This is a genomic window from Haloterrigena alkaliphila, assembly GCF_017352155.2.
Taxonomy (GTDB): Archaea; Halobacteriota; Halobacteria; order Halobacteriales; family Natrialbaceae; genus Haloterrigena; species Haloterrigena alkaliphila.
Genome location: NZ_CP084320.1, coordinates 92,717 through 118,295 on the forward strand (window position 1 = coordinate 92,717; position 25,579 = coordinate 118,295).

Consider the following 25,579-nt stretch of genomic DNA (forward strand, 5'->3'; position numbering starts at 1 on the left):
CGTTAGAATACGAACCGTTTATATAACTATTATGACTATTTTCGGGTCGAGCAGTCGTTCACTACTCGAGCGAGATGGACGCTGGTCGATACGTCGCGTTCGACCGACGAATCGCCCCGGGACTGCGCCGGGGACCGCGTCACGTCCTGCGCGAGGAGTTCGACGCCGGTCGTCCCGAACCACTCGAGGACGTCCGCGACGTCCGACGGCGACGAGAGCCGGCAGGAGGCGGCCGAGGGGTCGTCCCCGCCGACTCGAATCCCGATTCCCTCGGGTTCGACCGCCCGAAACGCCGATTCGTCGGTCACGTCGTCGCCCACGTAGACCGGGACGGCCCCCGGGGGCGTGTCCGCCGCGATCAACTCGACCGCGTTCCCCTTCCCCCACTCGATCGACGGCCCGATTTCGAGGATCCGTTTCCCCGAGGAGATCTCGAGGTCGTCGCCGCCGAACCGATCGACCGCCGCGCGCGTGTGCCGACGAACGATCGGCCGCGCGGCGGGCGGGACGGACCGGACGTGGACCGTCCCCGTCAGCCGCTTGTTCTCGATCCGACAGCCCGGCACGGGCGCGAGGACCGACTCGAGGGTCGAACAGACCGCGTCGATCCGCGCGGCGCGTTTCCGGGCAACCGGATGGACGGCGACCGTGCCGTTGCGAGCGAGCTCGAGGCCGTGGTTCCCCGCGTAGGTCCCCGGCCCGTCGATGCGCTCGCGAACGTCGGCCAGCGCCCGCCCGCTGACGATCGCCGTCGTCACGGCCGGGTCGGCCGCCAGCGCCGCCACCGCCGCCTCGTTGGCCGCCGTCGGCGTCGCCGCGTCCGGATCGTCGACGATCGGGGCGAGCGTCCCGTCGAAATCCAGACAGCAGCAGAGCCGCGAGGCGCCCGCGAGCGTCGAACGGATTCGCGGCCACGCGTCTTCGATCGGCTGCGGAACCGTCTCGTCGCTCTGCTGGGGAGACGTCTCGGAAGCCATCGGCTACACGGTCGACCGGCGTTCCCACCGGTCGGCGTCCGAATCCGACCGCGAGTCCGGGTCGGAACCGGTGTCGGACCCTCGGTTCGCGTGCGATTCCGGCTCTCGACCAGACCTCTCGGCTGACGTTCGTCCGTCTGTCTCCCGGTCCTCGCGACGGTGAACGCGACGGATCCAGTCGAACTGAGTCTCCATCCACCACTCGAGGTCGCCGTCGAAGATCCGGGTTCGGAGCGTGTTCATCCGGCGCTGGCGCTCGCGGCGGGGCATCGAGACCGCCGCCTCGAGTTGCGCGGCGAAGCCGTCGACGTCGGTCGGATCGATCGTGAGGGCGTGCGACCCCAACAGTTCGTGGGCGCCGGTCCCCTCGCTCAGCACCAGCGTCCCGTCGCCGTCGACGTTCGCCGCGACGTACTCCTGGGCGACCAGGTTCATCCCGTCGACCAGCGGGCTCACGACCATCAGCTCCGCGCGGCGGTACAGCGCGCTCAACTCGTCGTTCGAGAGGTAATCCTCGGTGTAAACGATCGGTTTCCACCCGTTCGTCGCGAACCGGCGGTTGATCCGGGTGGCCTCGCTCCGGACGAGATCGCCGTGGCGCGCGTAAGCCTCGATATCCGTCCGGGACGGCGTGGCCGTCTGGACGAACGTGAACTCCCCGTGCCACTGCGGGTTCCGCTCGAGGAACCGCTCGATGGCGGCTAACCGCTCGGGGATCCCCTTGGAGTAGTCGAGTCGATCGACGCCGAGACCGACGACGTTCTCGGGGTCGACGTCGTATCGCTCGAGCAGCGACGTGACGTCGGTCTCCGAGACCGACCGCGCCCGTTCGTCGTGCGTCTTGGCGTCGATACCCATCGGCGTCGCGACGACGCGGGTCGTTTCCCCGTCGTAGGTAACCGTCCCCCGGGACCGGTCGACGTTCGCGGCCGGCAGGTATCGTCCCACGCAGTCGAGGAACCGGTCGACGTACCGCTCGACGTGAAAGCCCAGCAGGTCGTTTCCGAGCAGTCCCTCGAGGATCGCGCCGCCCGCCGGACACCGCTGGAACGTCGCCGCCGTCGGCCACGGGATGTGCCAGAACTGGGCGATCGTCGGCGACTCCGACGCCGACTCGCGGATCATCCGCGGCGCCAGCGCGAAGTGGTAGTCCTGCAGCCAGACGACCGAGTCGGCCGTCGCGTTATCGACAACCGCCTCCGCGAAGCGTTCGTTGACCGTCCGGTACCAGTCGAAATCGTTCGATCGGTTCTCGACGAGATCGGTGAACCCGTGGCAGAGCGGCCAGAGCACGCGGTTACTGAACCCGTAATAGTAGGAGTCGACCGCCTCCTCGGAAAGGTCGATCCGCCGGAGGGTGTAGGACGGATCGTCAGGCGGGACCGCCACCCGATTGCGGTCGTCGGTGACCTCGAAGTCCGCCTCGCCGTCACCCCAGGCGATCCAGGTCCCTTCGGTCGCCTGGAGCACGGGGTCCAGACCGGCGGTCAATCCGCCGGTCGGTTCGTCGACCGCGATTGACCGGCTCTCGCTCGCGTCGCCGGACGACCGGTCGTCGTCGCCCGACCCGTCGTCACCGTCGGATCCACCGCTACCACCGCCGTTCGGCGATTCCGCCGCGTACTCGTGGCGATACGGTTGACGGTTCGAGACGACGATCAGCGAGCCGGGGCAGACGGAGTCGGCGGACTGCGAGTCCTCGGTCGTCCGGCCGTAGCCGTCGGCCCGTAACCGTCGATTGCTCGGATGCGTCGACGGCAACCGCGATTCGGTAAATCGCATTCGCTGCTATCGACAGCCTCGGCGCGGGTTGCTTCCCGGCCTGCATCCGCTGGGGAGTCATATAGCCGCGGCTACCTGTCGGTACCCGTTGACTGCCTCTGTCGGGCGGTATCGACCGGCTAACTCCCGGAACGCCCGGCGCTGTACACCGCGATCGAAGACCGGACGGCACCGCCCGAACGTTCTTTCCCCGGGCGTCCGAATCCACCGACCATGTCATCCCCGTTCGAGCGCCGGATCGAGGCCTGTCAGAACCGCCTCGAGCGCGCCGACGCCGCGCTGGCCGTCTGCTTCCCGAGCCCGAATCTCACGTATCTGACCGGGTTCGCGGAGTCCCCCTCCGAACGTCACCTGTTGCTGTTCGTCCCGCAGAGTGACGATCCAGTGCTCGTCGCGCCGGCGATGTACGAAACCCAGCTCGCGGCGCTGCCGATCGACGATCCCTCGCCGGAACTGCGGCTGTGGGACGACGATGACGACCCCCTCGAGGAAATCGAGTCGGTCCTGGCGGCGCTGCTGCCGGCGGTCGATGACGGTCGCGGCTCAGTACGGTCACAGCGCGAGGGATCACCGACGATCCTCGTCGACGACCGCATGTGGGCGACGTTCACGCAGGATTTGCGGGCGTGCGCGCCCGGCGCGACGTTCGACCTCGCGAGTCGAGTCCTCGAGGACCTCCGGCTCCGAAAGGACGACGTCGAACTCGAGGCGCTCCGGCGGGCCGGCGCGATCGCGGATCGGGTCTCTCGCGAGATTCGCTCGCGCGCGGACGACCTCGTTGGGACGACTGAGGCGGAACTGGCGGGAGAGATCGAACGGCTACTCGCAGAGTACGGCGGCGTCGAGCCGGCGTTCGAGACGATCGTCGCGTCGGGCCCGAACGGCGCGCGGCCCCACCACCACAGCGGCGATCGGGAGATCGAACGCGGCGATCCGATCGTGCTGGACTTCGGCGCGTTCGTCGACGCCGATCTCGAGGGCGGAACTGGACGGTATCCCGGCGATCAGACGCGGACGATCGTCGTCGGGGAGCCCGCGGCGAAGTACGACCGATACGAACGGGTGCACGAGGTCGTCCGCGAGGCCCAGCAGGCCGCGGTCGACGCCGTCGAACCCGGAGTGACGGCCGGTGAAGTCGATCGAGCGGCGCGGACCGTGATCGAGGACGCGGGGTACGGAGACGCGTTCGTCCACCGGACCGGCCACGGCGTCGGCCTCGAGGTCCACGAACCGCCCTACATCGTGGCGGGGAACGAGCGCGAACTCGAGCGCGGAATGGTCTTCTCCGTCGAACCGGGGGTATACCTCGAGGGAGGGTTCGGGGTCCGGATCGAGGATCTGGTCGTCGTTACCGAGGACGGCGCCGAACGGCTGAACGACTCGCCGCGCGGCTGGGAGACCGGCGAACATAGCCACTCCTAACGCCAGACACCGGGTTTCCGGTGAATCGGGTCCGAAATCGATCGGAAGCGGTCGCTAGGGTCAGAAACGGGAACCGGATCGGGCGAAATGGGCACCGGATCAGTCGAAATGACCGCTGGATCGGACGAAATAAGCACCGAATCGGGCGAAATAACCGCTGGATCGGGCGAAACGGACACCGGGCTTCCGGTGAACGAACTGGCGCGGTCCGCGGCCCGCGATGGCGAGGTCGCGGCTCGCGGTCGCCGACGCTCAGCCGTCGTCCGTCTCGACCAGCACCTTGCGAACGACGTCGGGATCCTCGAGCAACTGGTGATCGGTGTAACTCCCCTCGGCGCTGCCGCCGCTCTGGCGGGATTGCTCGATGATGTCGAGGAACGCGTGTTCCTTCAGGAGGTCCCGAACCCGGCGCAGGGAGAGGGTATCGGAGCCCTCCTGGCGGCAGATCTCCTCGTAGACGTCGAAGATTTTGGTCGTGCGGAACCCGTCCTCGTCGGGGGTGTTGAGCGAGAGGACCGCGAGGGCCTGCAGGACGTACCGGGAGTGGGGCGTCGAACCGCGAATGAGTTCCCGGAACCGATCGGTCTCGGCCCGTTCGCGGGCCTGGACGACGAACTCCTCGCGAACCGTCTCGCTCCCGTTGGACTGGGCGATCTCGCCCGCGTACCGGAGGATGTCGATCGCCTTTCGGGCGTCGCCGTGTTCCCGGGCCGCGAGGGCTGCAGCGCGGGGGATGACGGAGGGCTCGAGGACGCCGTCCTTGAACGCGTCGCTGCGGGCCTGCATGATGTCCCGCAGCTGGTTGGCGTCGTACGGCGGGAAGACGAACTCCCGCTCGCAGAGGCTGGACTTGACCCGCTCGTCCATCCGATCCTTGTACTTGATCTTGTTGCTGATCCCGATGACGCCGATCTTGCACGACTCGAGTTTGCCGGCCTCGCCCGCGCGCGAGAGTTGCATGAGGATGTCGTCGTCGTCGAGTTTGTCGACCTCGTCTAAGATGATGAGGACGACCTCGTACTGCGAATCCAGCACCGTCCAGAGGCGCTTGTAGTACGTCGACGTGCTGAGCCCCTTGTCGGGGATCTTGATGTCGGTGCGGTCGGAGTCGTTCAGCGAGTGGGCGATCGTCTGAACCGCCTGCGTCTCCGTGCTGTCCTGTGCGCAGTCGACGTAGGCGAACTCCGCGGTGACGCCTTCCTCCGTCGCGACGCGAACCAGGCGTTCGGAGATGTGTTTCGCACAGAGGGATTTGCCCGTTCCCGTCTTCCCGTAGATGAGCAGATTGCTCGGGCTCTGCCCGAAAATAGCCGGATTGACGGCGTTAGCGAGGTCCGCGATCTCGTCGTCCCGGCCGACGATGCGTCCCTCCTCGGGGAGATGATTGATCTCGAGGAGTTCCTTGTTCTCGAAGATCGGATCGTCACGGGTGAAGAGGTCGTCGCCGGAACTCGACATGATCGTAGACACCACGTTTCCGGTGAATCGTCTTTACTGTTTGGACTCGTCGACGAGGAGTTCGTCACAGCGGACAATTTCGGGAGAACGAGCGGCTATGGAGGTAATATATAGTTCTAGGGGAAGCGGTGACTGGGTCGGAGCGCGCACACACCGGGTTTCCGGTGAAATGGGGTGAGCGGGGGAGGGGGTCCAGTTGAAGTGGTGGTTTTGGTTCATCGGAAATTCGGTGTGCCCGAGCGGCGCGTGCGGGAAAAGAGAGAAACGGTCAGTTCAGTAGACCGGGAGAGCGGACACTCTACACGCATTTCCCGCGGGTTTCGCGGTCTCGAGACATAGTAGATCGCGACGATGGCAGCAGATGATTTGGAGAGAAGGCTCGAGTTCGATACTCGAAGGAGACTGGGCTGAGAGACTACGACCTCGAAATAGTCGATTCCGGAACGAGATGCCTCGATAGTCCTGTTAGTTTGAATATCGGCGACGGAGAATACCGCTAATTTCCAGTGAAAGAGTCGGCGTCGACTCACGTCGACTAACTATCTTCGTTTTCCACTCAATGGACTTTTTACTCTCTAGCTTAATATATTTATTGTTGCTGGCTGGTGGAGTACCCATTGATCTAGTATCGTAGAGCACTGGCACAGGGTGAAGCCAACCAGAAATCGGTTTGGGCTTCCTTTTGTCCTCTACGCCTTTCACCTCCTTCTACTACTATCTCGATCCCTCGCTTCGTCGTTCTCTCCTCCCCTTTGGCCCCTCTTCTCTTGATCACCGTTTCACCGGAAACCTGGTGTGTGCGTCTTGTCGTGTTGCTCTCGTCACGACACGTTGATACTACACCGTACCCCCGACGAGGCCGTCCCCCCTCTCGGTCACCGTTTCACCGGAAACCCGGTGTGTGCGCGCGGGTGATAGCGACACCGGTTGCCGACGACAGAACTGATTCACCGGAAACGTGGTGTGTCCGTCCGTTCACCGTGGTATCAGTGATTCCTCCCGGTAATCGGCAACACCTAGCGCGGATCTTCTCAGTGCCCGCCCCTTGCGACTGATTGCGTCTCGAGAACCGGCGCGACTAATTGCGTCTCGAGACCCAGCGGCTGACTCGGCGGATTGCGGGTCAGTTTGTGGAATGCGCACGGGCTGGTTTGTGGAAGCTGCCAACGATGGTGTAATATATTCGATCCGTCCTCGGACACCGGTGATCCTGTTCACCGGAAACATGGTGTGCGAGACGTATCCGTTTCGACGGCTTTTACCGGAAACGTGGTGTGTGCGCGTCCTGTTATTCATTCGCTCGCGACTATTTCTCGAGTACCGTGCTTTCGGAGTTCCGTCGTCGACTCCCGTCACGGATCGTGCGACTCTGCTCGGACTCGATAGGAGAGGAACACTCTAGCGAGACCGAGACAGACGCCGGCTCAGTAGTGTCGCACGGACTCAGTAATAGTAGAGCTCGAGTTCGTGACCGCAGTTTCGGCAGGTCGTTTCCGTTCCCCGCAGCCGATTCGAGGACCGCTCCGCGTGAATACCTGGGCCCGGCGGAACGGCGGCGCTGATCGTCGCCTCGCATTCCGGGCATCCGATCCGCATAGCTGCATTATCTGACTGGGACATACCTCAGCCGTAGTCGAGAGTTCCGGATAGTTATACCAGGCGTACGGGATTTCAGCGCGATATTTTCCCTGTTTCACGTGAGTAGGGTGATATTTCCACGACGTGACACCGCGATACCCATTTCTCCATTTCTTGGAGTCGATACCGTGGCAACTGGGTCGAGACCGCGGTAACTGCCGAACCACGTGTGGACTCGTGAGCGTCTCAGCACCGTATGGCATGAGAGTCTCGGTACCAGATGATATATCGGTACCGTATAGCATATCGGTACCGTATGGGTATCGATCGGTACCACGATCAGTACCGCGTGGGATTCGAACCCGCCTAGACCGTGAACGAGACGTCCTCGAAGTCGAAAAACGCCGTCTCGTAGCCATCGTGTCGCGCCACTTGCGGGGGTAAGTCGACGGCGATCGTTATCTCGGCCCCGGACTCGAGGCCGTCGATGCCGGTCCCGTAGTGGTGGCCGAAGGCGTGATCGAGGGATTCCGTCAGCGGTTCGTCCTCGAGAACGGTCGCGTCGTCGCGTTCGACCGTGACGCTCAGCGACGCGAAGGGGAGGCTCACGTCGTTGTAGGGAGTTCGCGGACAGACGACGAGATAGGCGCCGTCCCCGGCCAATCGATCGGCGTCCGTCGCGATCGCCGAAATCTTCGCGTCGCCGCTCCGCTCGGTTCCGATTCGATCGCCGGGGAGGTCTTCGATCGGCGGCCCGTCGGACGTGGGCGGGTGACCGGGTCCGTGATCGCCGCCGCTCGCATCCTCGTGATCGTCCCCAGCACCGTGTTCCATCAACGAGAGCGCCTCGGGATCGCCGCGTCGGTTCTCGTCGATCAGGTCGAACTCGAGGTCGTGGATGTCCGATCGCTCGAACTCGAAGTCGACCTCGAGGGTGGACGCACCCGTCCAGTTGGCGAACGCGCCGGTTCCACGAACCTCGAGCGCGCCGACCCGGACGCGGGCCGTGTACGCGCCTTCCTCGGGCAGGCTGACGTTGTCGCCGTAGTGGAACCCCATCCGCTGGGAGAGCATCGGCCACGGCGACAGCTGGCCGCCGACCGACTCGCCGTCCCGGAGCAACTCGAGTCCCACGTTCACCGGAAGGACGGTGTCCGTCTCCGCGTCCCAGACGGTGGCCATGAGGTGCATGCTGTCGTCCGTCTCGACGTCGACGCGTTCCGTTTCGCCGGCGACGGTCCAGAACCGGTGGGGGATCGTGTAGGAGAGCGCGACGGCGAGCGAACCGTCGCTCGCGCCGCCGTAGCTGCCCATCTCCTCCATTCCGGCGGGGAGGTAGACGGCGTCGGGGCGGTCCTCGACCAGCGGCGGGTTCGACCAGGCGGACTCCTCCTCGAAGCCGAGGCGCTCGAGACAGCCGGCGACGGCCAGCGCTCCGGTTCCGGCCGTTCCACCGAGAAAGGCCCGACGATTCATTGGTTTCGTCTTGGGTTGCCAGCAGCAAAACGGCTGTTGGTTTGCCGGTCGAAAGCGCGGCGGCGCGATCCAAATCGGATCGAGCGCCGCTCATCGCCTGACGGCCGCTGTCGGTCCATCGGCTGAGGGCCGCTGTCGATTACCCGCCGACGTACACCGGGCCCGGCGCCGGCAGCGTCAGGAGCCACAGACTGACGACCGTGTAGCAGACCATCACGACGACGAACGGGTACTGGCTCCGGATCGCCTGCAGCCGTCCCGGGAAACAGTCGAAGGCCGTCGCGTGAGCCGTCCAGATCGCGAGGACGTGACCCGCGAGCACGGCTCCGATCTCGACGATCCCGACCCAGTCGGGGAGGGCGAGCGTGGTCGGATTGACCGGCGGCGCGAACGGACTCGAGAGGGCCGCGAGCGCGGCCGGGGAGACCGAGATCGCGAACGCGAGGTAGTGGGCGACGTGGTAGCCCGCGGCGATCGCCAGCAGCGGCGGGGCGAACCGCCGGGCGAGTTCCCGTTCGGCGAGGTACGTCGGTGCGGTGCGCCGCGCGAGGCGGGCGGCGAGCCAGTACAGTCCGAGGGACAGTCCGAACCCGCTCGAGAGCACCAGCAGGTACGCCAGCGCCGCCGGAACGCCGGTCGAAACCACCGCCTCGATCGTTCGCCGGCCCGGTGGGGTGACGACGAACCCGTTGAACGTCAACTCCCAGACCAGCAGGAGGACGAACGCGACTTCGCTGGCATCGGCGACGACGCCGCGATCACGGAGTCGAGCGCCCGGGAGGACGAGTCGAAATCCGCCGCCCTCCCGTTGACCACCGTCCTCTTGCTGACCACCATTCACCCGCTGGATCGGTGCGACGGATCCGTAGAGGCGGAAGAGCACGGCCAGCGGATCCGCGCGTCGAAACCACGTCTCGGGCGAGAACACCACCGCGCCGGTGACGGTCGCGACGGCGTAGCCGCCGGCGACGAGCGCGAGGGTACCGGGGTCAGCCGTTACGGGCAGGACGATCTCGAGCCAGACCAAGAGGCCGAGACCGACGACCGCCGGCCACGACCGCAGGCGCGACGGATACGCGAGCAAACCGCCGTCGCCGCTCCCTCTGACGACGCCGCCCACGCCGCGCGCGAGGGTTCGAAACGGATCGATGGCGGGCCAGGGATCGACGAGCAGGACGGCGACCATCGGGCCCAGCGCCCGCAGGCCCACGAACGCGAGGATGACCCCGAGGTTCGCGATTCCCGTCGCCGGCCCCTCGAGACCGACAGCGACGACGGCCGCGAGGGCGAGAAGTCCGAGGAGCGATCCAAGCGCGGAGCCGACGGCGAGCGTCCGACGCGAAGCGACGAGCGGTCGAGTCGCCGTCGCGGCTCGAGTTGACGGTCGTTCCGACCGTTCCGACGCACCGGCACGCGTGCGCGAGTAGTCGTTCGCCGTCTCGACTTTGTTCGCCGTCCCGACTTCCGTCGTCACGAGCGGAACCCTCCACTCGTGAATCGCGTCGACGAGCGATCGATCGGTCACGAGCGCGGCCAGTATCGCGGACGCGGCGACGGCCGTGGCGCCGGTGAGCAGGGTGAGCCACGTCGGCACCGTGAGGTCGCGGTCCTCGCCGAGTCCGGCGGCGACGTTCGACGCGCTCGCGGCGTCCGTCCAGATCACCGCGCCGATAGCGACCGCTACGAGACCCCACGCGATCACGCGCCGCCGCCGCCGAGTCGATGGAACCGCTGTCACCGCCCGGGTACACCACGCCGATTCACATGTATCCCGCTCTCGCTCACAGTGGCCGAAGACGGCTATCCCGCTCGTGCTCGCAGTCGTCGACGGAAGTCGCAGTCGTCGATGGAACTGATATTCGGCGCATGAACCAACGGACATTTGATTACCCGCTCCGACGATTCGGGTATGGAACGGCGGACGTATCTTCGCTCGCTCGGGGTCGCGGGTCTCGCTGGTGTCGCCGGCTGTCTCGAGAGTCTGGGGGGGCTGGGCGGCGATAGCCAGACGGTGTTGTCACAGCCCGACGATTACATTCCGGGTGCCTCGTATCCCGTCCACGGCGACGAGTTTCCGTCCTTCTCCGTCCCCGACCCGATCGCGGAGACGACCGTCTCGCTCGAGGATTTCGTCGGCGAACGCCCCTTCCTGATCACGTACTTCTTCACGACGTGTCCAGACGGAGTCTGCCCGGCCCTGCTGTTACGTCTGCGGTGGGTCCAGGAGGACGCCGCCGAGCGCGGCTACGAGGACGATATCGGACTGCTCGGCTTCACGTTCGATCCGGAACGGGATACGCCCGACGTGCTGTCGGAGTACGCCGCCGAGCGCGGGATCGACTACGAGGCGGACAACTGGCACTTCCTCCGACCCGAAACTTACGACGAGGCGGAGACAATGACGGTCGACACGTTCGGTATTCCACTCCTCCGGTGCGACGACGAGGAGGAGGACTGCAAGACCGGGGACGAGAGCGGCGAGACGGGAGCCGACGACGGAGAGACGGATACCGACGGTAACGCGACCGAACGTCACGACGAACAGAACGGAACCGACGATCACGAGGAGCAGAACGGAACCGAGAGCGGCGGCCACGATCACGGCGAGTACACCTTCACGCATCCCGCGATAATCACGCTCGTCAACGAGGACGGCATCGTCGAACGCGCGTACCCGAAAGCGGTCCAGACCAAACGGGCCGTCGGTCGGGACCGGATCCTCGAGGACACGCGCGCCGTCGTCGGGGTGGAGTGAGCATGCGGCGACGGGACGTCCTCGCCGGGCTCGGCGGCGCGGGCGTGGTCGCCGGCGGCGGTGCGGTCGCGGTGTACGGACTGCCGTCGCCGGGGCGCTTCCTCGACGAGGAGACGGACGAACCGCCCGAGCCGATCGAGATCGAGACGATCGAGGCCCCCGGGAGCGAGGCCGGGACGGTGGCGATCCCCGACCGCGGCCGGGCGACGTTCCTCGACCTCTTCGGGACGTGGTGCGGGCCGTGTATCGAACAGATGCCGGCCCTCGCCGAGGCCAACGAGCGGATCGGCGACGAGGTCCAGTTCTGCTCGGTCACGAACGAGTCGGTCGGCCCGAACGGGTCGATCACGAAAGCGGAACTCGTCGACTGGTGGGAGAAACACGGCGGCAACTGGACGGTCGGACACGACCCCGCGGCCGAACTCACGTCGCGATACCTCGAGGGCGGGTTTCCCACGGCCGTCGCCGTCGACGCCACTGGACGCGTTCAGTGGGCCGAATCGGGGATCAAGACCGCGGACGAACTGGTCGACGGAATCGAGCGGGCCCTCGAGGCCGGCGACTCCGGCTCGGGCGAATGATCGACGCGGCTCTGGTTCCGACGCTCGCGTTCGCGCTGACCGCCGGCGTCGCGACGTTCTTCTCGCCGTGTGCCTTTCCGCTCCTCCCGGGGTACGTCGGATTCTACGTGAGCCAGACTGAGGGCGAGGAGGCCTCGCTCTCCGGGTCTATCGGTCGCGGGATCGTCGCCGGTATCGGCGTCCTCGCCATCTTCAGCGCGTTGCTGGTGGCGGCCTACTGGATCGGGCACGCGACGCTGTCCAACATCGTCTACTTCGAGCCGATCGCCGGCGCGGTGCTGGTCGCATTCGGTGCGCTGATCGTGCTCGGCCGCGCGCCCTCGCTGTCGATCGCGCTGCCGAAACGCCGCTCGAGCGTCCTCGGGTTCGCGGTCTTCGGCGGCGGCTACGCCCTGGCTGCGGCGGGCTGTGTCGCACCGCTGTTCGTCGGCGTCGTCGCGCAGGCGCTCTCCCTGCCGCCGGTGTCCGCGGCGCTGGTCGTCGGTACCTACGTCGGCAGCATCGTGGTGCTGATGGTCTCGCTGACCGTCGCGACGGGCATGGGACTGCTCGCGGGGGCCGGCCGGCTGGCTGCCCACACCCAGACCCTCGAACGCCTCGCGGGCGCGGTAATGATCCTCGCCGGCGTCGGTCAGTTGTACCTCGCGATCGTCATTCTCGACGTGCTCTGACCGAGTCCTGTATCGTCGTCCTGCGACGGTTCGGCGTCCTCTCGTTTCGGCGTCCGCTGCCCGGCAGCAGCGCCGCGGCCGGCGGTTGCGAGTCCGCGTTCCTCACGAGAGTCGTGGCGCCGTTCGTATGCACGGAGAGCAATCGTTGCGATCCGGGTCCCTGCTCGAGCGACTCCGCCGTTTGCTGGGACGGTGAACTATTGGTCGTCGAGCAACCCGAGTTCGTCGGCGGCGAGGTCGGCGATGCGGTCGGCGATGTCGGGATCGACGCTCGCGACGTCGTCGCCGTCGTGGACCCCGTCGTTGTGTCGTTCGATCGTCTCGGCCACGTCCGAAAGGGGGACGCGGGAGGTCGTCTCGCACCCGGGGCAGACGATCGGCACCGTCGGCTCGTCCGAGTCGTTCGTCGCGGTCATCGTCGAACACTCTCGAGCGAACCGTCAAAATCGCACCGGTTAGCGGCGTTCGTCGGGATCGGTTTGAAGCGGCGATCGGCCGTTAGCCGCGCTGTCGGAGACCGACGAGCGTCACGGCCGCCAGCGCGACGATGACGGCGGGACCGCCGAACCCGGGCATCTCGTCGTTGTCGCTCGTCTCGTTTTCGGTGACCGAGTCGATCTCGTTCTCGTCGTTCGTGTCGTTCTCGGTGCTGTTCGTGTCGTTTTCGTCGTTGTTCGCTCCGCTATCGTCGATCGGCTCGCCGTCGGCGCCCGTCACGTCGCTATCGAGCTGGATGACGACGATGACCTGTCCGTGGGAGGCGTTCGGCCTGTAGGTCCAGCCGCCGCCGGCTTCCTCGTAGGGCTCGGCGGCTTCGACCGGGTCGATGTCGGTCTCCCACGTGTCGTGGGCCTTCTGGATGTAGCCGACGACCTCGAGCTTGTCGGCGTGCTCGCCCTCGATTCGGGCCTCGCCGTACTCGATGGTCGCGTCCTCGGGGTGGCCGTGCATCTCGATGGTGTGGGCGTCCATGTAGCCGTCGCCCTGGGGCAGGTCGTCGGTGGTGCCGAACTGATCGCCGTCGAGGGGTCGCTCGTAGTGTTCGGTCAGCGGGAGCTGAACGGTCAGCGGGTCGGCGTGGGAGTGCCACGAGGTCGTCTCGCCGGTCGGAATCGTGACGGTCGTGTTCGGGACCGTTTTCCCGACGATCGGCTCGCCCGCCTCGTTGAGCAGCGTCACGCCGATCTTCCCGGAGCCGTCGCCGAGGTACGGCGACCGGTACTCGTCGCGCGGGTTGATGTAACTGACCCACTCGCCGTTACTGGCCTCGTAGTACGGATCGCCCTCTTCGGGCGCCGGCTTGACGTACGCCTCCTCACTGACGTTCTTCTCCGTTCCGTCGTTCGGATCGGCGAGACTGGCCTGCGTGGTCCCGGAATCGGACGTCGCGGCGCCGAGTCCGACGACGCCGACCAGTCCGATCAGCGCCAGCACGAGCAGGCCCGCGGTGACGGAGCCGCGTTTACGCCCGCTGCTCATTTCGCTTCCTCCGTCGTTGCGTTCGGGCGGCGGGTCGCTCGGGATCGCCCGTCGCGTTCGACCCGTCGCGGTCTCGATCGGTATCCTGTCATCGAGCCGACCTTCGACATTCACCGTTCTTTATATGAGCAGCATTACTGGTCTATATCGACCGGCTACGCCAGGTAGACACCCGTTTCCACTCGATCAGCACCGAATGCCATCGTCGCCGCTGCGATGATTAGAACTCGAGAAATTCACCGATAGAATACAATCATCTACAGCTATCAGATTCGAACGTCCCGGTAATCGGTCGCTTACGCGGTTGACGGCGGCCGTCGGCGTCCCGAATCGAGACCGACGGGCCGCACTGACGGCCGTTCGGTGGCGGCCCGGGGTGAACCGCGCTTGCGCTGGCACGCCGAACCCACTTCCGGGGCGGGAATCTACGCACGTCGATGCGCCTTCGACTGCCCGACGATGCGGACGCCCTGTCGACGCGCGAGCCGCCAGCGGACGCGACGGACACCGCTCGGAATCCCACGCCGACGCAGACCTTCCTGCTGGTCGCGCTCGCGAGCGCTGCCCTCGCGTACGTCGTCTCGCGGCTCCGCTCCTCGAGTGACACCGATAGCGATTCGGATACCGACGTCGACGCGGCGATCGAGACGGTCCGCGACCGAACCGTGGCGGCGCTCCCGTCAGCGGTCGGCGACCGCGTCGCCGAGGCCGTGCCCGCCGAATCGCAGTCGATTCCGATCGGAGGCCGCGAGTCGACCGAGAGCGAGGCCGAGACCGGAACCGATAGTGAGAGCGACGGCTCGAGGTCCGCCGCGGATGCCGAGACCGGCGGCGCTGCACCCGACGCCGGCGATCCGATCGACGACGAGGAGATGAACGCGGACCTCGCCGACGAGCCTTCGCCCACGAAGGTTTCCTCGGGTTCGAGCGAGGAGATCCAGGACAAACCCGCCGAACCGGGCGAGATGGCGGTCGACGAGGGCGTCGAGGATCTGGTCGACGAATCGCTCGACGACGCCGGTGACGAGTCGGACGTCGACGAAGAGGAATAGTCGCGCTCGCGCGCGAAGGCGGGCGTTCGCCACATCATACTCGCAAAGCAGTCTCGATCCGTCCGAGTCATCTCGATCACCGTTCGAGTCGTCGCTATCGGGCACGCGATGATGACTCCGCCCCGCCGGGAGCGTGGTGCTTATCCGGTTCTCGCTCCTACCCTGAAGCGATGAGTGAGGGGGACGTCGCGGCGTTTACGCACCTCGGACCGACGATCCGCGGGGCGCTCTCCGAGCGGGGCTTCTCGACGCCGACCGCACCGCAGCAGGCGGCGATCCCGCCGCTGTCGGCCGGCCGGCACACGCTCGTGATCGCACCCACCGGGAGCGGCAAGACCGAGACGGCGATGTTGCCGGTTTTCGATCATCTCGTAGCTGATGAGGGCCCACCGGAGGGGTTCGGCGCCCTCTACGTCACCCCGCTGCGGGCGCTCAACCGGGATATGCGCGAGCGCCTCGAGTGGTGGGGCGACTACCTCGACCTCGCGGTCGACGTCCGCCACGGCGACACGACCCAGTACCAGCGCGGGAAGCAGGCCGAGGATCCGCCGGACGTGCTGGTCACGACCCCCGAAACCCTGCAGGCGATGCTCACCGGCGAGCGTCTGCGCGAGGCGCTACAGGACGTCTCCCACGTCGTGATCGACGAGGTCCACGAGCTCGCGGCCTCCAAGCGGGGGGCGCAGCTGGCGATCGGCCTCGAGCGCCTCCACGACCTCGCGGGCGACATGCAGCGGATCGGCCTCTCAGCCACCGTGGGGGATCCGGGGGAGGTCGGCCAGTTTTTGACCGGCGGGCGCCCCTGCACGATTCGGGAGATCGACGTCGGCGGCAACGTCGACGTGGCGGTTCGCCAGCCCGAGATCACGGACGACGACGAGCGACTCGCGGGCGAACTGATGACCGAACCGGACACGGCCAGTCACGTCCGGCTGATTCGGGATCTCGTCGCCGCAAACGAGTCGACGCTGATATTCGTCAACACGCGCCAGACTGCGGAGGCGCTGGGCTCCCGATTCAACGAACTGGACCTCCCGATCGGGGTCCACCACGGCTCGCTGTCGAAGGAGGCCCGGATCGAGGTCGAGGACCGATTCAAAACGGGGGAGCTGGACGGCCTGCTCTGTACCTCCTCGATGGAGCTGGGGATCGACGTCGGCCGGGTCGACCACGTCGTCCAGTACAAGAGCCCCCGGCAGGTGACGCGGCTGCTCCAGCGGATCGGGCGGGCCGGACACCGCCAGGACGAGGTTTCCAGTGGGACCATCGTCACGACCCGTCCGGACGACACCTTCGAGGCGCTGGCGATCGCCCGGCGGGCCCGCGACGGCGAGGTCGAACCGGCCGCGATCCACGAGGGCAGCCTCGACGTCGTCGCCAACCAAATTCCGGGAATCGTCCAGAGCCGCGGCGATACCCGGTTCCGCGAGGCCTACGAGACCATCACGCGCGCGTACCCCTTCCGGGACGTTCCGGAGGAGACGGTCCGCGAGATCGTCTCGGAACTGCACCGCAACCGGATCGTCTGGTTCGACGAGGGCGAGGACCGGATCGAGACGACCGGCGGCACCTGGCAGTACGTCTACTCGAACCTCTCGATGATCCCCGACGAGGAGACCTACGAGGTCCACGACATCGCCTCGGGGACCCGGATCGGGACCCTGGACGAGCGGTTCGTGGTCAACTTCGCCCAGCCCGGCGAGATCTTCATCCAGCGCGGCGAGATGTGGCGCATCGCCGAGATCGACGACGAGGAGGCCCGCGTGAAGGTCAGCCCGATCGAGGACCCCGCGGGCGAGGTTCCCTCTTGGATCGGCCAGGAGATCCCCGTCCCCGCGCCGGTCGCGGGCGAGGTCGGCGAGATCCGCGGGGTCGCGGAACCGCAGTTGTCCGCGGGCGCGGACGCCGCCGCGGTCGGCCGGGAACTGGCGCATCGGTATCCGGGCGACGAGTACACGCTGACCGAGGCCTGCGAGCAACTCGAGCGGCAGGTCGACGCGGGGGCGCCTATGCCCACCGCGGACCGACTCGTCCTCGAGCGACAGGGTCGGACCGTCGTCCTCAACGCGCCCTTCGGCCACACGATCAACGAGACGCTCGGCCGCATCCTGTCGTCGCTGCTCGGCCAGCAGGCCGGCTCCTCGGTCGGCCTCGAGACCGATCCCTACCGGATCGAACTCGAGGTGCCGAACTCGATCGCGACCAGCGACATCGTGGGGGTGCTCGAGGAGACCGACCCGGACCACGTCGAGGCCATCGTCGAACTCGGGCTGAAGAACTCCGACGCGCTCGCCTTCCGCCTCGCGCAGGTCTCGGCGAAGTTCGGCGCGCTCAAGCGCTGGCAGGGCGACGGCTCGGGACGGCTCTCGAACGACCGCCTGCTCGCGGCGCTCGAGGACACCCCGATGTACGCGGAGTCGATCCGCGAGGTGTTCCACGAGGATCTCGACGTCGAGGGCGCGAGCGCGGTCCTCGAGGGGATCCAGTCGGACGAGATCGACCTCGTAACGTATCGGGGCCGGACGCCGGTCGGACAGGGCGGCCGCTCGTCGGGCGGGAAGGAACTGCTGGCGCCCGAGAACGCGGACGCGAGCGTCATCAACACGGTCCGGGAGCGGATCCAGAACGACCGGATCATCCTGCTGTGTACCCACTGCAAGGAGTGGAAGGCGAAGACGAAGGTCGGGCGCGTGGCGGAGCAGCCGAAGTGTGGAAACTGCGGGTCGACGCGGATCGCGGCGCTGAACCCGTGGGCCGACGAGGTCGTGCAGGCGGTCCGCGCCGCGGAGAAAGACGAGGACCAGGAGAAGATGACCGAACGCGCCTACCGCAGCGCCAGTCTGGTTCAGAGCCACGGCAAGCAAGCCGTGATCGCGATGGCCGCCCGCGGGGTCGGACCGCACAACGCCGCCCAGATCATCAACAGGCTCCGGGAGGACGAGGACGAGTTCTACCGCGACATCCTCTCGAAGGAACGCGAGTACGCGCGCACGCAGTCGTTCTGGGACTGACCGGCAGCAGAGTTGCGATCGATCGTCGTCGCCGATTCGACGGCTCGAGCCGATCGAGCGACGGGACGCCGCTTTTCACCGTTCCACAGCCCTTATCTACGCGACTACCGAACCCCTGTCAATGGAACCCGGCCCGTCACACGATCCGTCCGAGACCGATGACGGGCGCTCCGCCGGCCAGCGTCCCGGCCGGCTGGAGAGACTGCTCGAGGCGGCGGACGTCGCCTGCTTTCGAGCGACGCCGACCGGGGAACTCATCGCGGTCAACGACGCGCTCACGAGGCTGACCGGCTACACGCAGGCCGAACTCCGCGAGCGCTCGTTCGACTCGCTCTTCGACGGCGAGACGACCCTCGAGTCGCTCGGGGCCTCGCTCGACGAGTCGGGTCCGGAGCCGACGTCGACGTCGGTCTCGATCCGGACGAAGACGGACCTCGTCCCCTGTACCGTCCACCTCGAGCGATGGTCGCAGGAACCCGATGGCGACCGGCAGCCGGCGATCACCGGTATCATCCGCCGCCGAAACGTGACGGGCCAGTCGGCAGTGAACGCCGAGTCGGATCTCACCTACGGTCGGACGTTCGAGGCGCTGGCCGACGCGCTGCCCGACGGCATCATCGTCCTCGATACGAACAGCGACGTGCAGTACGCCAACCCCGCCGTCGAGCGGATCCTCGGCTACGACCCCGACGAACTCGTCGGCTCGAGCAAGGTCAAAATCATCCCGGAGCGACTGCGACAGACCCACCTCTCCGCGCTGCAGCGCTACCTCGAGACCGGCGAGCGCAACATCAACTGGACCTACGTCGAACTCCCCGGCCAGCACAAGTCGGGCTACGAGGTCCCGCTTGGCGTCTCGCTCAACGACTTCACCTACGACGGCGACCGCTACTTCGTCGGCCTCTTCCGCGACATTTCGCCGCGAAGGGAGGCCGAGCGGACGCTCAAGGCCAAGGTCGCCCAGCTCGAATCGATCGCGTATCTCGGCCGTCACGCCCTCGACGAGGGCGACGCCGACGACCTCCTCGAGAAGGCGACCGAACTGATCGCCGCGGCGCTCGAGGTCGACTGCTGTGTCGTCTACGAACACGATGTAGCCGAGTCTGCTGGCGACCCGGCGGGAGCGGAGAGTGGCGAGACGACGGCGTCCTCGTCGGACGCCGTCGAGGTGCGCGCGACCGTCGGCTGTACCGACGCCGACGGCCTGCTCGAGAACGAGACGGCTCGATCGGCGGGGACCGACTCGCTGGCCGGCGCCACGCTCGACTCGGACGACCCGGTCGTCGTCGAAGACGTCGCGACGGACGACCGGTTTTCCGACGCGCCGCATCTGGCCGACCACGGCGTCCGCAGCGCCATGGGCGTCACGATCGGCTCGATCGCCGAGCCCTGGGGGACTCTCGCCGTCTACGACTCGGAGCAACGGGAGTTCGCCGACCACGACGTCGACTTCGTCGAGAGCGCCGCGACGATCATCGCGACCGCCCTCGAGCGCCAGCGGTACGAACGACAGCTCGGCGAGACGGTCGCCGAACTCGAGGCGTCGAACGAACGGCTCGAGCAGTTCGCCTACGCCGCCAGCCACGACCTGCAGGAACCGCTGCGGATGGTCTCGAGCTACCTCAAGTTGCTCGAGTCCCGGTACGGGGACGACCTCGGTTCGGACGGCGAGGAGTTCATCGCCTACGCCGTCGACGGCGCCGAGCGCATGCGCGACATGATCGAGGGGCTGCTCGAGTACTCCCGGATCGACACGCAGGGCGAGCCGTTCGAACCCGTCGACCTCGACGAGGTACTCGAGGACGTGCTGACGGATCTGCAGGTGATGATCGAGGACGCGGACGCCGAGATCACCGCCGAGTCGCTGCCGATCGTGCGGGGCGACGCCCGCCAGTTGCGCCAGCTGTTCCAGAACCTGCTGTCGAACGCCATCGAGTACAGCGGCGACGAGCCGCTGCGGGTCCGCGTCGAGGCCGAGGGGGCCGGCCGGATGTGGGAGGTTTCGGTCGCGGACGAGGGGATCGGTATCGACCCTGACGACGCCGAGCAGGTCTTCCGGGTGTTCCAGCGCCTGCACAGCCGCGAGGAGTACGACGGCACCGGGATCGGACTGGCGCTCTGTCGCCGGATCGTCGAGCGCCACGACGGGGAGATCACCGTCGACTCGGAACCCGGCGAGGGAGCGACCTTCTCGTTCACGCTGCCTCGACGCGGGACGACCGAGTCGCGGTCGCCGTGAGCGCGCTCGCGTCGGCTCGAGCACCGTAACGGCCAAACCTCTCGACGGTGTGGCACTCCGTATGAAGTTCGCACCGGGGGCCTGGAAGTACGCGGCTCTCCCCCTGCTCGCCGCGCCGTTCGCGCTGTTCATCAGCGTGACGGCGAGTCTGGTCTCCCTCGCGGTCGGCGCCGGAGCGCTCGCTTTCTTCCGCGATCCCGAGCGAACCACGCCGCCGACCGGCGTCGTCTCGCCGGCCGACGGCACCGTCTCCGTGCTCCGCGAGGAGGGCGACCGCGTTCGACTGGGGGTCTTCATGAACGTCTGGCACGTCCACGTCGTCCGCGCGCCGTTCGACGCCGCGGTGACGGACGTCGAGCACGTCTCGGGCGCGAACCGGCCGGCGTTCTCGAAGGACTCCGACCGAAACGAGCGGGTCCACGTTCGCTGCGAGACCGAGTCGTCGAACCTCCCCGCAGGCGATTCGGCCGCGGAATCGGCTGCTGAAACCGACTCGAGCGGAGACGGCGCCGACGGCGACGACCCGCACTCGAGACCCGACGAGCCGGCCAGCGACGCCGTCGTGACGCTGATCGCCGGCGCGTTCGCCAAGCGCATCCACCCGTACATCGAGCCCGGGGACGACGTCGAGCGCGGTGATCGGATCGGCCACATCGCCTTCGGCAGTCGGGTCGACGTGCTCTTTCCGCCTGAGGTGGAACTCGAGGACATCTCGGTGGCAAAAGGCGACTCGATGACGGCCGGGGAGACGGTGGTGCTCGAGAGCGAGACGCCGGTAGGTGGAGAGATCGATCTCGGAGCCGGTTCGGACGTGGATTTCGGTGGGCTCGAGGACGAGAGCGGGGACGAGTCACCCGCCTAGTCGATTTTTGTACAATTCGAATTCGATCAACGGGTTAGCGGGTAGCCCAGACTGGGCCTGAACAGCATCAGTGAGGCAACCAAAAGCCGAAGTAGTGTCAACACTGATGTCAACACATGGGTGCCGCGAACGAACAGATCCGGATCAGCGACCGGGTAAAACGCGAACTCGAGCGGCGAAAACGAGCGAACGAGAGTTACAACGACGTCCTCGAGCGAATGCTGGAAGACACCGAAGCCGATTTCGACGACGGGTTCGGGATCCTCTCGGACGGTCAGGCCGATCGACTCCGTGAGGAGCGCGAGACAGCGAAGGAGGAGCGACGCGAACGGATGCGACGGCTCGGCGACTCATGAAGGTTCTCGACGCGAATTATCTGATCGACTATCTCAACGGCGAACCCGCCACGAAGGAATTCTACGAGGCGAACGGCGGTGACGAAGAACGGTGGATCGCGCCTGCACCGGCCTACGCTGAAACGATCGTCGGCGTTGGGAACCTTCCCGACGGCAACGTCGACCGGGCTATCGACGCCCTCGCGTGGGTCGACGTCATCGATGTCGACGAGGAGTTGTCAATCGAGGCCGCACGAATCGCAGACGAAATCGGTTCACAGGGTCCGTTTCTCGACGGCGTCGACGCGCTCGTCGCAGCGCTCGGTCGAACCCATAATGCGACGGTCGTCTCGATCGATAGCGATCTCACGCACCCGGAAACGAAGCAGGTCGTTGACGTGACGGACTACTGAGCCGGTCTTTCCTGCAATAGCACTCGAGAAGCGGGTAATGGCCGGTACTCATCGAGGAAGGGCGACCTCGTAGTCAGCCGCCAGTTGCTGGAATTCGGTCCACTTGAGACAACGAACGTCCTCGAAGTCGTCATCCCTCTCGAGATACCGACACAGCGCGTCGATTTCCTCCTCGAGGCCGTGTGTCGCCGCCCGATCGCGGAGTTCGTCCGCGTCGACGTCGACGCGGCTGAGCAGGAGCAGACAGTACGACTGGTGACGGGTGTCGTCGTCGATCAGGAGCGTGTGACAGCACTGGTTCGCCGGCTGGTTCGACTCGAGTTCCGGAATAGAAGCAGTAGCGATGGCTGGGAAGCAGAAACTGGAGATCGTAGGCGGCGAACCGGGCGAGTCCGGTCTCGCGGAATCCATCGGTGGCGATCGCCTCGCGGTCCAGGCGAGGAAGCCGTCGTATTACAGCGCTACAATACGTGACCGGACGAGAGCCATAAATTCGTCAGGATCAGCTGGTTTGGTGAAAAAATCGTTCGCGTCGAGCTCGTCCAGTTCGGGAGAGGCGTATTCCTCGGGTACGCTGGTTAAGACGGTCACTCGAAGCTGCTTCAGTTCGGGATCGCTCCGAATTTCATCGAGGACCTGAGTGCCATCCACTTGTGGCAGGTTCAGGTCGAGAAGAACGATATCTGGACGAGGCACATCAGTGAATTCGTTCCGTTGGTGAAGGAAGTCGAGCGCTTCCGTTCCGTCTCTCGTGATGTGCAGGGCACTGTCGGCCTCCTGAAGTGCTTCTTCGACCAGCCGAACATCCCCGGGATTATCCTCGACCAAGAGAACCTCCACGCTCCCCGCAGCCCCTTCATCCATATCGACGCTTTCGGATCACACAGCCAAAAGGACGCATATCGGTTCGCTTGAGTTCGTCTGCGTTTGAGAACTCCATCCCAATTCAGCTGAATTTCTCTTTTTCCTGTCTAACAACGATTCTTAGCGCTATTGTAACACCCGCGCTTACCGCCGAATCCGGGCGATTAGTGGCTCGAACGAGATAGGGGACTCCGTTCTGACGGACTGTCCTCCGATCGTACCCTGCTAATCGGACGTGGCGGGACCTCGAACCTGTAGTTACCGAATACGCCTCGAGCGCATCACGACGTCAACGCCTACTACCGCCTCCCGGAGCACGCCGATCCGCTCGAGTGCGGGCGATCGTCCGTCGATCGGATTACGATACGGCCCCACTGGCCCCACGACGTGACCGCTTGGAGTGTTCGCTCGGGTTCGATAGCCGTTGGGTCCGCCCCTCGAGCGGTCCTCGGCGGTCGAACTCGTGGAGGTCGTGAAAGGATCACCCGGAGACGACGGCTGTCCACGGACAACGGAGTTCAGGCGAAACGGACAGGCAGTGTTCAGAACTCATTGAGACCACCACGAAAGCCCCTGCCTCGCTCGACCGCTTGTCGCTCGCTACGCGTGGTTCGAAAGTTCGCTCTCTCGTCATCACGAAAGACGCAAAGCGTCTTTCGAACGACAGCGAGTCCATCGACTGGAGACCGGCAGGGGCTTTCGTGGTGTACGCTTCGAACGGATAGAACGCAGATCATCATCGAAACCACCATTCAGCTATATCTGGGTGGACAGCGTCTATTCGAGTATGTATCGTGCGATCCTCCCCGAGGGACAGATCGAGTGCGAACGGTACGATCACACCGATAACGGCGTCGAACTCTACGATAGCGACGACGAGTTCATCGCGTTCGTGCCGTACGCGAACCTCCACGCGCTTGCGCACGCGTCGATCTACGAAGAAGACGAGCGGTCGATCATGTGAGCGCGGCCGGTCATGTAACTACGCGGGTTGCTGGTCGATCGCCTCGAGTTGCTCCCGGTACCGGTTCCGAACCGTCACCACGGTCGTCTGTGCGGTGTCGGCGACGGCCCGCTGGGGGATCGTCTCGTCGCAGAGCAGGCCGGCGGCGTAGATGGCCGCGGCGGCGAACCCGGTCGGCGACTTGCCCGAGTGCAGCCCCTGCTCGGTCGTGCGATCGATGATGTCGATGGCCTTCGTCTCGACGTCCTTGTCCACGTCGAGTTCCGAACAGAACCGCGGGACGAACTGCCGCGGGTTCGTCGGCTCGAGGTTGATGTCGAGTTCGTCGGCGATGTAGCGGTAGGTGCGGCCGATCTCGCGCTGATCGACCCGCGACACGGACGTCACCTCCTCGAGGCTGCGCGGAATGTCCTCCTTTCGGCAGGCCGTGTACAGCGCGCTGGTCGCGACGCCCTCGATCGAGCGCCCCCGGATGAGGTCCTGGTCGAGGGCCTGTCGGTAGATGACGCTCGCGGTCTCCTTGACGGGTTTCGGAACCCCGAGCGCGCTCACCATGCGGTCGATCTCCGAGAGCGCGTACTTGAGGTTGCGTTCGCCGGCGTTTTTGGTCCGGATTCGCTCCTGCCAGACGCGGAGCCGGTGGAGCTGGCCGTGCTTCTCGGCGGACATCGAGTGGCCGTTGGCGTCCTTGTTCCGCCAGTCGATGGTCGTGGTCAGCCCGCGGTCGTGCATCGACTGGGTGAGCGGCGCCCCCACGCGGGAGAGTTCGTCGTGTTCCTGGGCGTTGAACGCTCGCCACTCCGGCCCGTAATCGATGGGATCCTCGGTTAAGACCAGCCCACACTCCTCGCAGACGCGTTCACCGCGGTCCGGATCGTGGATGATCGTGTCGGTTTCGCAGTCCGGACACAGCCCGGGCTCTGTCTCCTGTGTCTCGTTCGTGGTGTGATCGATGATGGACCGCGTCATCAGTAGTGGACAACGCTGTGCCGGCACTGTAAGGGGTTCACATGGTTTCGCGAGAAACGCCGACTTACTGCCCGAATCGCGGATCCAGCAGCGAACGGAGAAAGAATCGGCACGTCGTCGCCGCGTCCGATTCGGAGCGGCCGACCGAGCCGTGTCGGAACCGTGTCCCATCGGTTCGTCGGGACGAAGCGCCGCGGTACCGGCGTTCTCGCCCTATACTGGGTATCGTGAACACGGCACATGAAATGTCCTCATCGTTTCGTTTCCGATCCAACGTAAATGACGGCTTCATCGCGTAAATTCGGCTTTCCGAATCGAACTGTCGTTCGCCTTTATCTCGTTGGCAGCAAACGTTCCGTAGCAGTGTCGTGTTTCAGATTCGCTCCCCGACTTGGCTGGACTCTCTCCCGGACCGATAGCGGACGTACGCGGCCGATACGACATCGCAATCGGTCGATACCATCAGCGCCGCTTCGATTCCACAACCGATCGTCTAGATGCCATCGTATTCCGCCGTCAACGCCGTCGAGAAGTCGTTCCATACCCGCTTTGCAGCCGGTGCGAAACGTGGCTGTCCTTAAGAGTGTCACTATTGGTGTACAACTTGGTGTGTCAATCGTGACTGCGACTTGCCGATCGAGCAAACAGCGGTTCCCGCCGACTCGACCGTTTGGCAGCCGTTTCGAGTTGA

The 25,579-nt window shown here is 65.8% G+C and carries 20 protein-coding genes and 1 pseudogene; 11 read left to right on the forward strand and 10 right to left on the reverse strand.

Translation table 11 applies throughout. The features are described from left to right. Positions 1-35: 35 nt before the first annotated feature. Positions 36-977, reverse strand: coding sequence for a trehalose-phosphatase (gene otsB / locus J0X25_RS39500; RefSeq protein WP_226777329.1), 942 nt, complete (start codon positions 975-977; stop codon positions 36-38). A gap of 3 nt (positions 978-980) precedes the next feature. Continuing rightward, entirely contained in the window at positions 981-2,759 is a 1,779-nt protein-coding gene (locus J0X25_RS39505; protein ID WP_226777331.1) for an alpha,alpha-trehalose-phosphate synthase (UDP-forming), read from the reverse strand. 213 nt (positions 2,760-2,972) lie between these two features. Here J0X25_RS39505 and J0X25_RS39510 point away from each other — a divergent pair, with 213 nt between their 5' ends. Then, entirely contained in the window at positions 2,973-4,181 is a 1,209-nt protein-coding gene (locus J0X25_RS39510) for a M24 family metallopeptidase (RefSeq protein ID WP_226777333.1), read from the forward strand. 252 nt (positions 4,182-4,433) lie between these two features. On the opposite strand, the gene J0X25_RS39515 is transcribed toward J0X25_RS39510, so the two are convergent. The 3 genes from J0X25_RS39515 to J0X25_RS39525 form a co-directional block, all read right to left on the reverse strand. Then, the gene (locus J0X25_RS39515; RefSeq protein WP_226777334.1) at positions 4,434-5,639 is read right to left on the reverse strand and encodes a Cdc6/Cdc18 family protein; all 1,206 of its coding nucleotides are present in this window, start codon (positions 5,637-5,639) and stop codon (positions 4,434-4,436) included. A gap of 1,944 nt (positions 5,640-7,583) precedes the next feature. Then, positions 7,584-8,693: a DUF7350 domain-containing protein gene (locus J0X25_RS39520; protein ID WP_226777336.1), complete on the reverse strand. Its 1,110-nt coding sequence runs from the start codon at positions 8,691-8,693 to the stop codon at positions 7,584-7,586. 139 nt (positions 8,694-8,832) lie between these two features. After that, positions 8,833-10,395 carry a hypothetical protein gene (locus J0X25_RS39525; RefSeq protein WP_226777337.1) on the reverse strand — a complete coding sequence of 521 codons (1,563 nt, stop codon included), beginning with the start codon at positions 10,393-10,395 and terminating at the stop codon, positions 8,833-8,835. Between the two features lie 207 nt (positions 10,396-10,602). Between J0X25_RS39525 and J0X25_RS39530 the strand changes: the two genes are divergently transcribed. Genes J0X25_RS39530 through J0X25_RS39540 form a run of 3 tightly spaced genes read left to right on the forward strand, consistent with a single transcriptional unit; the run spans position 10,603 to position 12,700 of the window. Continuing rightward, complete coding sequence (locus J0X25_RS39530; protein WP_226777338.1) at positions 10,603-11,448, forward strand: SCO family protein; 846 nt, start codon at positions 10,603-10,605, stop codon at positions 11,446-11,448. A 2-nt stretch (positions 11,449-11,450) separates the two neighbouring features. Beyond that, positions 11,451-12,029, forward strand: coding sequence for a TlpA family protein disulfide reductase (locus J0X25_RS39535; RefSeq protein WP_226777339.1), 579 nt, complete (start codon positions 11,451-11,453; stop codon positions 12,027-12,029). After that, the gene (locus J0X25_RS39540; RefSeq protein ID WP_226777341.1) at positions 12,026-12,700 is read left to right on the forward strand and encodes a cytochrome c biogenesis CcdA family protein; all 675 of its coding nucleotides are present in this window, start codon (positions 12,026-12,028) and stop codon (positions 12,698-12,700) included. Before J0X25_RS39535 ends, J0X25_RS39540 begins: the two co-directional genes overlap by 4 nt. Positions 12,701-12,897: 197 nt before the next feature. Here J0X25_RS39540 and J0X25_RS39545 read toward each other — a convergent pair whose 3' ends face one another. Together J0X25_RS39545 and J0X25_RS39550 are read right to left on the reverse strand one after the other, a co-directional pair. Then, positions 12,898-13,116, reverse strand: a complete 219-nt coding sequence (locus J0X25_RS39545) for a DUF8149 family protein (RefSeq protein ID WP_226777342.1) — start codon at positions 13,114-13,116, stop codon at positions 12,898-12,900. 82 nt (positions 13,117-13,198) lie between these two features. Continuing rightward, positions 13,199-14,179 (reverse strand): PGF-CTERM sorting domain-containing protein, encoded by a 981-nt coding sequence (locus tag J0X25_RS39550; protein WP_226777343.1) that lies wholly within the window; start codon positions 14,177-14,179, stop codon positions 13,199-13,201. A gap of 437 nt (positions 14,180-14,616) precedes the next feature. Between J0X25_RS39550 and J0X25_RS39555 the strand changes: the two genes are divergently transcribed. The 6 genes from J0X25_RS39555 (at position 14,617) to J0X25_RS39580 (ending at position 22,091) form a co-directional block, all read left to right on the forward strand. Next, the gene (locus J0X25_RS39555) at positions 14,617-15,231 is read left to right on the forward strand and encodes a hypothetical protein (protein WP_226777345.1); all 615 of its coding nucleotides are present in this window, start codon (positions 14,617-14,619) and stop codon (positions 15,229-15,231) included. A 170-nt stretch (positions 15,232-15,401) separates the two neighbouring features. Next, positions 15,402-18,242 (forward strand): DEAD/DEAH box helicase, encoded by a 2,841-nt coding sequence (locus J0X25_RS39560; protein ID WP_226777347.1) that lies wholly within the window; start codon positions 15,402-15,404, stop codon positions 18,240-18,242. A 121-nt stretch (positions 18,243-18,363) separates the two neighbouring features. Then, a complete protein-coding gene (locus J0X25_RS39565) occupies positions 18,364-20,481 on the forward strand; it encodes a PAS domain-containing sensor histidine kinase (protein ID WP_226777349.1) in 2,118 nt (705 codons plus the stop codon). Positions 20,482-20,542: 61 nt separating this feature from the next. Next, positions 20,543-21,343, forward strand: a complete 801-nt coding sequence (locus tag J0X25_RS39570; protein WP_226777352.1) for a protein sorting system archaetidylserine decarboxylase — start codon at positions 20,543-20,545, stop codon at positions 21,341-21,343. A 116-nt stretch (positions 21,344-21,459) separates the two neighbouring features. Beyond that, a complete protein-coding gene (locus J0X25_RS39575; protein ID WP_226777353.1) occupies positions 21,460-21,699 on the forward strand; it encodes an antitoxin VapB family protein in 240 nt (79 codons plus the stop codon). After that, positions 21,696-22,091 carry a PIN domain-containing protein gene (locus J0X25_RS39580; RefSeq protein ID WP_226777354.1) on the forward strand — a complete coding sequence of 132 codons (396 nt, stop codon included), beginning with the start codon at positions 21,696-21,698 and terminating at the stop codon, positions 22,089-22,091. The genes J0X25_RS39575 and J0X25_RS39580 overlap by 4 nt, the downstream gene beginning before the upstream one ends. Positions 22,092-22,139: 48 nt before the next feature. Here J0X25_RS39580 and J0X25_RS39585 read toward each other — a convergent pair. Continuing rightward, positions 22,140-22,544, reverse strand: a pseudogene (locus J0X25_RS39585) (transcriptional regulator TrmB); the annotation flags it as partial. Then, the gene (locus J0X25_RS39590) at positions 22,545-22,955 is read right to left on the reverse strand and encodes a response regulator (RefSeq protein ID WP_226777355.1); all 411 of its coding nucleotides are present in this window, start codon (positions 22,953-22,955) and stop codon (positions 22,545-22,547) included. A gap of 787 nt (positions 22,956-23,742) precedes the next feature. Here J0X25_RS39590 and J0X25_RS39595 point away from each other — a divergent pair. Next, positions 23,743-23,919: a hypothetical protein gene (locus J0X25_RS39595; protein ID WP_226777356.1), complete on the forward strand. Its 177-nt coding sequence runs from the start codon at positions 23,743-23,745 to the stop codon at positions 23,917-23,919. Between the two features lie 18 nt (positions 23,920-23,937). Here J0X25_RS39595 and J0X25_RS39600 read toward each other — a convergent pair whose 3' ends face one another. Further along, entirely contained in the window at positions 23,938-24,888 is a 951-nt protein-coding gene (locus J0X25_RS39600) for a transcription initiation factor IIB (RefSeq protein WP_226777357.1), read from the reverse strand. Positions 24,889-25,579: the final 691 nt, after the last annotated feature.